General features: G+C 60.8%; 9 protein-coding genes. 8 read left to right on the top strand and 1 reads right to left on the bottom strand.

Translation table 11 applies throughout. From position 1 onward, the window contains the following. Positions 1-717: 717 nt before the first annotated feature. Positions 718-2,631 (bottom strand): sigma-54-dependent Fis family transcriptional regulator, encoded by a 1,914-nt coding sequence (locus tag PseuLF5_RS27300; RefSeq protein WP_340135058.1) that lies wholly within the window; start codon positions 2,629-2,631, stop codon positions 718-720. 317 nt (positions 2,632-2,948) lie between these two features. Between PseuLF5_RS27300 and exaC the strand changes: the two genes are divergently transcribed. From exaC to ppa, 8 genes are all read left to right on the top strand, one after another. Next, positions 2,949-4,469: an acetaldehyde dehydrogenase ExaC gene (exaC, locus tag PseuLF5_RS27295; protein WP_123448265.1), complete on the top strand. Its 1,521-nt coding sequence runs from the start codon at positions 2,949-2,951 to the stop codon at positions 4,467-4,469. 302 nt (positions 4,470-4,771) lie between these two features. After that, entirely contained in the window at positions 4,772-6,142 is a 1,371-nt protein-coding gene (eat, locus tag PseuLF5_RS27290; protein ID WP_123463795.1) for an ethanolamine permease, read from the top strand. 184 nt (positions 6,143-6,326) lie between these two features. Continuing rightward, entirely contained in the window at positions 6,327-7,721 is a 1,395-nt protein-coding gene (locus PseuLF5_RS27285) for an ethanolamine ammonia-lyase subunit EutB (protein WP_340135057.1), read from the top strand. 5 nt (positions 7,722-7,726) lie between these two features. After that, the gene (gene eutC, locus PseuLF5_RS27280) at positions 7,727-8,551 is read left to right on the top strand and encodes an ethanolamine ammonia-lyase subunit EutC (protein ID WP_123463791.1); all 825 of its coding nucleotides are present in this window, start codon (positions 7,727-7,729) and stop codon (positions 8,549-8,551) included. A 114-nt stretch (positions 8,552-8,665) separates the two neighbouring features. After that, on the top strand, positions 8,666-9,127 hold the full coding sequence (locus PseuLF5_RS27275; protein ID WP_003228592.1) for a GNAT family N-acetyltransferase: 462 nt from the start codon (positions 8,666-8,668) through the stop codon (positions 9,125-9,127). Positions 9,128-9,468: 341 nt separating this feature from the next. Next, positions 9,469-10,119, top strand: coding sequence for a DedA family protein (locus PseuLF5_RS27270; RefSeq protein ID WP_123463789.1), 651 nt, complete (start codon positions 9,469-9,471; stop codon positions 10,117-10,119). Between the two features lie 3 nt (positions 10,120-10,122). Further along, on the top strand, positions 10,123-10,935 hold the full coding sequence (locus PseuLF5_RS27265; RefSeq protein WP_128614174.1) for a M90 family metallopeptidase: 813 nt from the start codon (positions 10,123-10,125) through the stop codon (positions 10,933-10,935). 112 nt (positions 10,936-11,047) lie between these two features. Continuing rightward, complete coding sequence (gene ppa / locus PseuLF5_RS27260; RefSeq protein ID WP_095188472.1) at positions 11,048-11,575, top strand: inorganic diphosphatase; 528 nt, start codon at positions 11,048-11,050, stop codon at positions 11,573-11,575. The last annotated feature ends 188 nt before the right edge of the window (positions 11,576-11,763 follow it).

The following is an 11,763-nucleotide window of genomic DNA, read 5'->3' as shown; positions in this document are numbered from 1 at the left end:
ATTACAATCGGATCAGGCTACACAGTCACAACGGTTATCGAACTCCGGTAGACATGGAAGCCCTGGCGGCATGAAAAGGGATAAAACCCTATAACTGTGTCCAGGAACGTTTGACCAGATCAGCTGGTTGGCCTGGCATTTGGGCTCGACTGAAGATTGTCACCCCTCACCCCAGCCCTCTCCCGAGGGAGAGGGCGCCGATCTACGTGGCGTTCAAAAATTGAGTTCGGCTCGATAGTTCAGGTCGGCATAGATCGCCCCCCCCGACCAGCCCCCCTCTCCCGAGGAGAAGGAGCCGATTTACGTGGCGTTCAAAGATTGAGTTCGGCTCGATAGTTCAGGTCGGCGCAGATCGCCAAAACACCCCGACCAGTCCCCTCTACCGAGGAAGAGGGAGCCGATCTACGTGGCGTTCAAAGATTGAGTTCGGCTCGATAGTTCAGGTCGGCGCAGATCGCCAAAACACCCCGACCAGCACCCTCTCCCGAGGAGAAGGAGCCGATCTACGTGGCATTCAAAGATTGAGTTCGGCTCGATAATTCAGGTCGGCGCAGATCGCCAAAACACCCCGACCAGTCTCCTCTCCCGAGGAAGAGGGAGCCGATCTACGTGGCGTTCAAAGATTGAGTTCGGCTCGATAGTTCAGGTCGGCATAGATCGCCAAAACACCCCGATCAGTCCCCTCTCCCTCCGGGAGAGGGTTAGGGTGAGGGGCTTTTAACTGACCCGCCGCTCAATCCCATGCTTACGCAGCTTTCTGTAAAGCGTATTGCGGCTAACGCCCAGTTGCTCAGCGGTGCGAGTCATGTGCCACCGCGTTTGTTCAAGAACTGCGAGCAAGGCTAACCGCTCGGCGTCTTCCAGTGGATGCTCACCCGACTCGGCTGGCGAAATCGCTGGCCGCCCCTGCCGAATCACCACCGGCAAATCCTCCAGCCCGATCCGCCCTTCATCACACAACGCCGCCAGCGTGCGCAGCACATTGCGCAACTGGCGCACGTTGCCCGGCCAGTTGAACGCCAGCAACGCTTGGCGCGCCGGCTCGTCGATCAGGATCGTTTCGCCGCCCGCCTCTTCGGCCAGCAGGAAATCCAGCAGTTGCGATTTATCGCTGCGCACGCGCAACGCCGGCAGCGCGACTTCGAGGCCGTTGAGCCGGTAATACAAGTCTTCGCGGAAGCTGCCGTCTTCGACCCGCTCCAGCAGATTGCGGTGCGTGGCGCTGATGATCCGCACGTTGACCGCTTCCGGTTCACCACCGATCGGCACCACTTGCCGGTCTTCCAGCACCCGCAACAAACGCGTCTGCAAGGCCAGCGGCATGTCGCCGATCTCATCGAGAAACAGCGTGCCGCCGTCGGCCTGCTGCAACTTGCCGCGCATGCCATCCTTGCGCGCGCCGGTGAAACTGCCGCCGCGATAGCCGAACAGTTCGCTCTCGATCAGGCTCTCGGGAATCGCCGCGCAGTTGAGGGCGACGAAGGCTTTGCCGGCGCGCTGACTGGCCTGATGCACAGCCTTGGCGAAGGCTTCCTTGCCGGAGCCGGTTTCACCATTGATCAGCAGCGGCACGTCGCGCTCGAACACCCGCAGCGCCTTGCGGAAATCGGCTTGCAGCGCCGCGTCACCGAGGCAAATACCCGCCAGGGGTTGAGCCTTGGCCACGACCGGGGTCGGGGTGATCGGCAGCGGTTTGCGCGATTCGCCACGCAGCAAGGCAAACAGATACCGCCCATCGCGAGTGCGCAGCGGCCAACTGGCGCTGGCATTGGCGCTGGCACGACCCAGCAGTTCATCCAGCGAACAATCGAAAAACGCTTCCACCGGTTTGCCCAGCAGACCACCGCGAATATGCCCCAGCAGGTTCAGCGCACTCTGGTTGACTGCACTGATCCGCCCTTCCCCGTCAAACGCCAGCAGACCTTCGCTGAACAATCCTACGGATTCGGCCTGCAAGTGAAAGCGCAGCAACCATTGGTTATCGAAACAGCGCAGGAAATAGCAGCTCTCGATCATCTTCGCTGACAGGTTGACCAGTGCCATGGTGTGGAACTGGCTCTGCCGCGAGACATCGTGGCGCGCCGAGGACACGTCGAGCACCGCCAGCAATTCGCCGTGTGGGTCGAATACCGGGCTCGCCGAGCAGGTCAGGCCGGTGTGGCGGCCGCGAAAGTGTTCGTCCTGGTGAATGGTCAGCGCCTGGCGCTCGACCAGGCAGGTGCCGATGCCGTTGGTGCCTTCGCAGGCTTCGCTCCAGTCGGCGCCAAGCCAGAGGCCGGCGCGTTCGAAAATCTTGCGTTCGGCAGGCGCAGTGACGCAGTTGAGGATCACCCCGCGCGCGTCGGTCAGCAGCACCGCGTGGCCGGCGCCGGACAGTTGTTGATGCAGGCTGCTCATTTCATTGCCGGCAATCTGCAACACCTGCTGCAGACGCTCGCGACTTTCGAGGACCCGGCCGTGTTCAAGCACGGTGGGCGCCATGGCCAGGGCCGGGTCGAGGTGATAGTCCTCAAGACAACGCAACCACGAGCGGGCAATCGACGGATCAGCACCGGGCCCGTGCAGGTGCGGTTTGCCCTGGGTCACGGTGAGCACCTGTTGGGCATGGCGACTCAAATGGTTGTCGTGCATTTCTTATTATTCTCCCCGAGATCAGTGCCGCCTGTTTATTGGCTGGCATCTGGGCGATTTGCAGTCAGCATCCTCCAGCCATCGGCGCATTGCAATGCTGGCGAGACTGCTCGGTCACCGGCTGTGCCAAAAGCGGTACACACTGTCACCCCCTCTGTACCGAAACCATCACAGGCACCGCCCGCCCGTCCGACATAAAACACGCAAGGCCTTGATTTGCCTGACCTGCACGGCAGTGGCCCGGCCTTTGCTCTACGCTTATAGCAAGCGCACTTGCGCGTTTCTCTAATAAGTACAAAGCCAAGGAGAACATCATCATGCGTTACGCTCACCCCGGTACTGAAGGCGCCAAAGTCTCGTTCAAGAGCAAGTACGGTAACTACATCGGCGGCGAGTTCGTCGCGCCCGTCAAAGGTCAGTACTTCACCAATACCTCGCCAGTGAATGGCCAACCGATTGCCGAATTCCCCCGCTCCACTGCCGAAGACATCGACAAGGCACTGGACGCCGCCCACGCCGCTGCCGATGCGTGGGGCGCGACCTCCGTGCAGGCGCGCTCGCTGATCCTGCTGAAAATCGCCGACCGCATCGAAGAAAACCTCGAGCTGCTGGCGATCACCGAAACCTGGGACAACGGCAAAGCCATCCGCGAAACCCTCAACGCCGATATCCCGCTGGCCGCCGACCATTTCCGCTACTTCGCCGGGTGCCTGCGCGCTCAGGAAGGCAGCGCTGCCGAAATCGACGGCAACACCGTGGCCTATCACATCCATGAACCGCTAGGCGTAGTCGGCCAGATCATCCCGTGGAACTTCCCGCTGCTGATGGCCGCGTGGAAACTCGCCCCGGCACTCGCCGCCGGCAACTGCGTGGTGCTCAAGCCTGCCGAGCAAACCCCGCTGGGCATCTGCGTGCTGATGGAGCTGATCGGTGATCTGCTGCCACCGGGCGTGCTCAACGTGGTGCAGGGTTTCGGCAAAGAAGCCGGCGAAGCCCTGGCCACCAGCAAACGCATCGCCAAGATCGCCTTCACCGGCTCGACCCCGGTCGGCTCACACATCATGAAGTGCGCAGCCGAGAACATCATTCCGTCCACCGTGGAACTGGGTGGCAAGTCGCCGAACATCTTCTTCGAAGACATCATGCAGGCCGAGCCGAGCTTCATCGAGAAGGCTGCCGAAGGTCTGGTGCTGGCGTTCTTCAACCAGGGCGAGGTGTGCACCTGCCCGTCGCGCGCACTGGTGCAGGAGTCGATCTACGACGAATTCATGCAGGCGGTGATGAAGAAAGTCAGCCAGATCAAGCGTGGCGACCCGCTGGACACCGACACCATGGTCGGCGCCCAGGCGTCCGAGCAGCAGTTCGACAAGATCCTGTCGTATCTGGAAATCGCCAAGGGTGAAGGCGCCGAGCTGCTGACCGGCGGCAAGGTGGAAAAACTCGAGGGCAGTCTGGCGACCGGCTATTACATCCAGCCGACCCTGCTCAAGGGCACCAACAAGATGCGCGTGTTCCAGGAAGAAATCTTCGGCCCGGTGGTGAGCATCACCACCTTCAAGGACGAAGCCGAAGCCCTGGCGATTGCCAACGACACCGAGTTCGGCCTCGGCGCCGGCCTGTGGACCCGCGACATCAACCGCGCCTACCGCATGGGCCGGGCGATCAAGGCCGGTCGCGTGTGGACCAACTGCTACCACCTGTACCCGGCGCACGCCGCGTTCGGCGGGTACAAGAAGTCCGGCGTCGGCCGTGAAACCCACAAGATGATGCTCGATCACTATCAGCAGACCAAAAACCTGCTGGTGAGCTACGACATCAATCCGCTGGGCTTCTTCTAAAAACCCGGGGCAACACTGATGTTTCAGTGTTGCCCTCCAAATAGCTATCGCTGGCAAGCCAGCTCCCACAGGGATCTCTGCAGATCTCGATAATGGGTACACCACAGAAACCTGTGGGAGCTGGCTTGCCAGCGATGGCGTCCTCAATGACACAACACAAGGCCTGGCCGCTCTGGCACGGCCCTTGCGTACCCGTCATTCAGGTTTTTCACGAAAACGGCCGCTGCGTGAACAGCATCCATCCACCCAACCACCGCACCCGAAAGTCCAACAGATCAAACAATAAAAAACAGAGAGGACTTATGACTTCCACCACACAGCTCAAACCCACACTCGGCACCCTGCATCTGTGGGGCATTGCCGTCGGCCTGGTGATTTCCGGCGAATACTTCGGCTGGAGTTACGGCTGGGGCACCGCCGGCACCCTCGGATTTCTGGTCACGGCGCTGATGGTCGCGACCATGTACACCTGCTTCATCTTCAGTTTCACCGAACTGACCACCGCGATTCCCCACGCCGGTGGGCCGTTTGCCTACAGCCGTCGGGCATTCGGCGAGAAAGGCGGGTTGATCGCCGGCATCGCCACGCTGATCGAGTTCGTCTTTGCACCACCGGCCATTGCCATGGCCATTGGCGCCTACCTCAATGTGCAGTACCCGGAGCTTGACCCGAAGATCGCCGCCGTCGGCGCGTACTTTGTGTTCATGACCCTGAACATCCTCGGCGTCAGCATCGCTGCGACCTTTGAACTGGTGGTCACCGTGCTGGCCGTCGCCGAGTTGCTGGTGTTCATGGGCGTGGTCGCGCCGGGCTTCAGCTTCAGCAACTTCGTACTCAACGGCTGGTCGGGTTCCAACGAGTTCACCCTGGGCTCGATCCCCGGGATCTTCGCGGCGATCCCGTTCGCGATCTGGTTTTTCCTCGCCATCGAAGGCGCAGCCATGGCGGCCGAGGAAGCCAAGGACCCGAAACGCACGATTCCCAGGGCTTACGTCAGCGGCATTCTGACCCTGGTGTTCCTCGCCATCGGTGTGATGGTGATGGCCGGCGGCGTTGGCGACTGGCGCCAGCTGTCGAACATCAACGATCCGCTGCCACAGGCGATGAAAGCCGTGGTCGGCAACAACTCGACGTGGATGCACATGCTGGTGTGGATCGGCCTGTTCGGCCTGGTGGCGAGTTTCCACGGGATCATCCTTGGCTACTCGCGACAGTTCTTCGCCCTCGCCCGCGCCGGTTACCTGCCGAAAAGCCTGGCCAAGCTGTCGCGCTTTCAGACCCCGCACCGGGCAATTCTGGCCGGCGGCGTGATCGGCATTGCGGCGATCTACAGCGATGGCCTGGTCAATCTGCAGGGCATGACCCTGACCGCCGCGATGATCACCATGTCGGTGTTCGGCGCGATCGTGATGTACATCATCAGCATGCTCAGCCTGTTCAAACTGCGCAAAACCGAACCGAACCTGGAGCGCACCTTCCGCGCCCCGGGCTATCCGGTAGTGCCGGCGATTGCGCTGTTCCTGGCCGTGGTGTGCCTGGTGGCGATGGCGTGGTTCAACACGCTGATCGGCTGTGTGTTCCTGGGCTTCATGGCCGCTGGCTATCTGTACTTCCAACTGACCGCCAAGCAACGCGCCGAAGCTCCGGCAGACGCTATGCTCGAAGGTATCTAGTTGCACCGGCACCGGGCTCATCGCCCGGTGCCCGCTTTATAGAAGTGCACACAATACCTGCAGGCCTTCGCCTGCTCGCAATGGCATCAGCGCGGTATGACTGTTGCACCGAGTTGCCAGCATCGCGAACAGGCGAAGGCCTACACAAAAGCAGATTGCAGTAATTACTGGAGGACACCGCACCATGGCCGCATTTGCCCATTCCGTCGGCGCCCAGACCTATCGCTTCGACAGCCTCAAGGACGTCATGGCCAAGGCCAGCCCGGCGCGTTCCGGAGACTTCCTGGCCGGCGTCGCCGCGCTCAATGACGGCGAACGCGTGGCCGCGCAAATGGCGCTGGCCGACATCCCGCTCACGCATTTCCTGCAGGAAGCACTGATCCCCTACGAGTCCGATGAAGTCACTCGGCTGATCATCGACACCCACGACAAACAAGCCTTCGCGGTGGTCAGCCACCTCACCGTCGGCGCTTTTCGCGACTGGCTGCTCAGCGATGCCGCCGACGAAACCAGCCTGCGCACTCTTGCCCCCGGCCTGACCCCGGAAATGGTCGCCGCCGTGTCGAAGATCATGCGCGTGCAGGATCTGGTGCTGGTGGCGCAGAAGATCCGCGTGGTCACCCGATTTCGCGGCACCCTTGGCCTGCGCGGGCGCCTGTCGACCCGCCTGCAACCCAACCATCCGACCGACGAGCCATCCGGCATCGCCGCGAGCATTCTCGACGGCCTGCTGTACGGCAACGGCGACGCGATGATCGGCATCAACCCGGCCACCGACAGCATCGCCTCGATCTGCGCGATGCTGGAAATGCTCGACGCGATCATCCAGCGCTACGACATCCCGACCCAGGCCTGCGTGCTGACCCACGTCACCACCTCGATCGAGGCGATCAACCGTGGCGTGCCGCTGGATCTGGTGTTCCAGTCAATCGCCGGCACCGAAGCGGCCAATGCCAGTTTCGGCATCAACCTCAACGTCTTGCAGGAAGGTTATGACGCGGGGCTGAGCCTCAATCGCGGCACTCTCGGGCAAAACCTGATGTATTTCGAGACCGGTCAGGGCAGCGCGCTGTCGGCCAACGCCCATCACGGTGTCGATCAGCAGACCTGCGAAACCCGGGCCTACGCCGTGGCGCGGCATTTCAAGCCATTTCTGGTGAACACCGTGGTCGGCTTCATCGGCCCGGAATACCTCTACAACGGCAAACAAATCATCCGCGCCGGCCTCGAAGACCACTTCTGCGGCAAGTTGCTCGGCGTGCCGATGGGCTGCGACATCTGCTACACCAACCATGCCGAAGCCGACCAGGATGACATGGACACCCTGCTGACGTTGCTCGGTGTAGCCGGGATCAACTTCATCATGGGCATCCCCGGCTCCGACGACATCATGCTCAACTACCAGACCACCTCGTTCCACGACGCGCTCTACGCGCGCCAGACCCTGGGCCTGAAACCGGCGCCGGAGTTCGAGCAATGGCTGGCGAACATGGGCATCTTCACCCAGGCGGACGGCAAGGTCCGCTTTGGCAACAACCTGCCGCCGGCCTTCCGCCAGGCGCTGGCGCAACTGGGATGAGTGTTATGGAAAAACCGCCTGTCGACCCGCAAAACCCCTGGCTGGAACTGCGCCGCCTGACCCCGGCGCGTATCGCCCTCGGCCGCACCGGCACCAGCCTGCCGACCAGCGCCCAACTGGATTTCCAGTTCGCCCACGCCCAGGCGCGGGATGCGGTGCATCTGCCGTTCGATCATGCCGGGCTGAGCGCGCAACTGAGCGAACGCGGGCGCGAGAGCCTGTTGCTGCACAGCGCGGCAACGGATCGCAACAGCTACCTGCAACGCCCGGATCTGGGGCGCAAGCTCAGCGAAGACTCGGCGCAACGCCTGCGTGACCATGCGCAAGCGCATCCGGGCGGCGTCGATCTGGTGATTGTGGTGGCGGACGGTCTGTCGGCGCTGGCGGTACATCGGCATACCCTGCCGTTTCTGACCCGACTGGAGGAGCAGATGAGCGCCGACGGCTGGTCGGCAGCCCCCGTGGTGCTGGTGGAACAGGGTCGGGTTGCCGTTGGTGATGAAATCGGCCAGTTGCTCGGGGCAAAAATGGTCGTGATGCTGATCGGAGAGCGTCCCGGCCTCAGTTCACCGGACAGCCTGGGGTTATATTTCACCTACAATCCAAAGGTCGGGCTGACCGATGCCTACCGTAACTGCATTTCCAACGTACGGCTGGAAGGCTTGAGTTACGGCATGGCGGCGCATCGCTTGCTGTATCTGATGCGCGAGGCCTGTCGGCGACAACTGTCGGGCGTGAACCTGAAGGACGAAGCACAGGTGCAGACGCTGGAGTCGGACACAGGTGCGGACATGAAGGGAAATTTCCTACTGAGCCCGCCCATAACCTGAACCGTTTCCGCATTGCCTTTCTGCGCTGCTTTCAGGCAGGATCGCTGCACGGCCGCAGGGTTTCCCATCGCCGTCAGAGCAGTTGAAGACAGCCACTTGAAGACGAGACCTATCATGCGGATTATTCAAGCGACCCTCGAACATCTGGATTTGTTGACCCCGTTGTTCGTCAAATATCGCGAGTTCTACGGTTCCCTGCCTTACCCGGATTCCTCCCGGGCGTTCCTCGAAAAGCGTCTGCGCCGCAAGGAGTCGGTGATTTACCTGGCCCTGGCCGACGATGATGACAAGAAGCTGATGGGCTTCTGCCAGCTCTATCCGAGTTTCTCTTCGCTGTCGCTCAAGCGCGTGTGGATCCTTAACGACATCTATGTCGCCGAAGATGCCCGCCGCCAGCTAGTGGCCGACAACCTGATCCGCACCGCAAAGAAAATGGCCAAGGAAACCCAGGCCGTGCGCATGCGTGTCTCCACCAGCAGCAACAACGAAGTGGCGCAGAAAACCTACGAATCCATCGGGTTCAAGGAAGACACCGAGTTCAAGAACTACGTGTTGCCGATCAGCGACGAACTCTAGGGCTCAGACGCTCACGTTGATCGAAGGCATGTTGTGGCGAGGGAGCCTGCTCCCTCCGGGCTGCCAAGCAGCCCTGTCTCAGTCACCTCAACGTGTCAGGCAAATCAAAGCCTGGGAGTGCTGCTCCCCCAGCGGGCGCAAGCTCCCTCGCCACAATCAATGCCTGCCTGACAATTGTTCACACCCCGACATCCCCCGCTACAAAACCAACGCGCTTTTCACCTCTCAGACCGTATAATCCCGAGCTTTCCGGCTTGTAAGAAAAACTACACCCGGCTGTAGGCTTACACCTAAATCATCCGCACAGGCCTGCAGAGTCGGGCCATCACCACAGGTGCCCCATGGATTTCAACCCGCTCGACCTTATCCTGCATCTCGACGTCTACCTCGATTTGCTGGTGACCAACTACGGGCCGTGGATCTACGCGATTCTGTTTGCCGTGATCTTCTGTGAAACCGGTCTGGTGGTCACGCCGTTCCTGCCGGGCGACTCGCTGTTGTTCATCGCCGGTGCCGTGGCGGCGGGCGGTGGCATGGATCCGGTCCTGCTGGGCGGCCTGCTGATGCTGGCGGCAATTCTGGGCGACAGCACCAACTACGTGATTGGACGAACGGCCGGCGAGAAGCTGTTCAGCAACCCGAACTCGAAAATCTTCCGCCGCGACTACTTGAAGCAAACCCACGACTTCTATGACAAGCACGGCGGCAAGACCGTGACCCTGGCGCGGTTCCTGCCGATTATCCGCACGTTCGCGCCGTTCGTCGCCGGCGTGGGGAAAATGCCCTACCCGCGTTTCTTCGGCTTCAGTGTATTCGGCACCATCCTCTGGGTGGGCGGTCTGGTGACCCTGGGCTACTTCTTCGGCAACGTACCGTTCATCAAGAAGAACCTGTCGCTGCTGGTCGTGGGCATCATCCTGCTGTCGCTGATACCGATGATCATCGGTGTCGTACGCAGCCGTTTCGGCGGTGCCAAAGCCGAAATCCGCTGAGCCATGTGGTCACTGAGCGCCTGGCGACGCCGGCGCATTCTGGCCAGACACCCGATTGCCGACGAGCTATGGCAACGGGTGCGCCAGCATCTGAGTTTTCTGGACGGTATCAGCGCCGCCGAAGATCAGTGGCTGCGTGAAGCCTGCGTGTTATTCCTCGAAGACAAACACCTGAGCGCCCTGCCCGGCGTCGAATTGCATCAGGAACAACGTCTGCTGCTCGCCGCCCAGGCACAATTGCCGCTGCTGCATCTCGGTGACTTGAACTGGTATCAGGGATTTCACGAGATCGTTCTGTATCCCGACGACTTCCTCAGCCCGCAACGTCATCGCGATGCCAGCGGCGTCGAGCATGAGTGGGATGGCGAACACAGCGGCGAAGCCTGGCAACAGGGGCCGATCATCCTGGCCTGGCCCGGGGTGATGGCCAGTGGTGGCTGGGAAGGCTACAACCTGGTGATCCATGAACTGGCGCACAAGCTCGACATGCTCAATGGCGACGCCAACGGCCTGCCCCCGCTGCACGCCGACATGCGCGTCAGCGATTGGGCCGAGGTCATGCAACACGCCTACGACGATCTCAACCGCCAGCTCGACCACGATCCTGACACCGAAACCGCCATCGACCCGTACGCCGCCGAGAACCCCGCCGAGTTCTTCGCGGTCACCAGCGAATACTTCTTCAGTGCCCCGGATCTGCTTCATGAGGCTTATCCACAGGTCTACTTGCAACTGAAGCTTTTCTACCGGCAGGATCCGTTGAGCCGGTTGCGGCAACTTCAGGCCACAGACCCGGTCTATCAGGCGCACGACTAAGGTCTGCACGACTTTCGGTACATGGCGTCGCCGGCAGAATATGCCTATAATCGCCGCCACTTTTTGGTCAATCCGGCCAAGTGTTTTTGGTCAACTACGGGGGCAACGCCCAATGAGCTACAGCAAGATTCCGGCTGGCAAAGACCTGCCAAACGACATCTACGTCGCGATCGAGATCCCGGCCAACCACGCGCCGATCAAATACGAAATCGACAAAGACAGCGATTGCCTGTTCGTTGACCGTTTCATGGCCACCCCAATGTTCTACCCGGCCAACTACGGTTTCATCCCGAACACCCTGGCTGACGACGGTGACCCCCTCGACGTGCTGGTTGTGACCCCTTACCCGGTTGCACCAGGCTCGGTGATCCGCGCGCGTCCAGTCGGCGTCCTGAACATGACCGACGACGGCGGCGGCGATGCCAAAGTCATCGCAGTCCCACACGACAAGCTGTCCCAGCTGTACGTCGATGTGAAGGAATACACCGACCTGCCGCCACTGCTGATCCAGCAGATCGAGCACTTCTTCGCGAACTACAAAGATCTCGAAAAAGGCAAATGGGTCAAGATCGAAGGCTGGGCTGGCGCTGACGCCGCTCGCGACGCGATCACCAAGTCGGTTGCTGCCTACAAAGGCTAAGCACCTGCACCCTGCGTGATGCTTGACGAAAACCCCGGTTGATCCGGGGTTTTTTGTAAGCGAAAAGTATCCACTTAAACGTTTCGTTTAAATCCCGAGCAGCACGGTTTTAACTTGTTTAATTTCCCACATTAACGTCTTACATCCCGTCGCAAAATTCAGCCCGTTTTTGAACGACCGGTTTATTC

The sequence above is a fragment of the Pseudomonas sp. LF-5 genome, assembly GCF_037626295.1.
In the GTDB taxonomy this organism is placed as follows: Bacteria; Pseudomonadota; Gammaproteobacteria; order Pseudomonadales; family Pseudomonadaceae; genus Aquipseudomonas; species Aquipseudomonas monsensis.
Note: the sequence above shows the minus strand (reverse complement) of the source record. Positions and strands in the feature narration are given on the sequence as shown.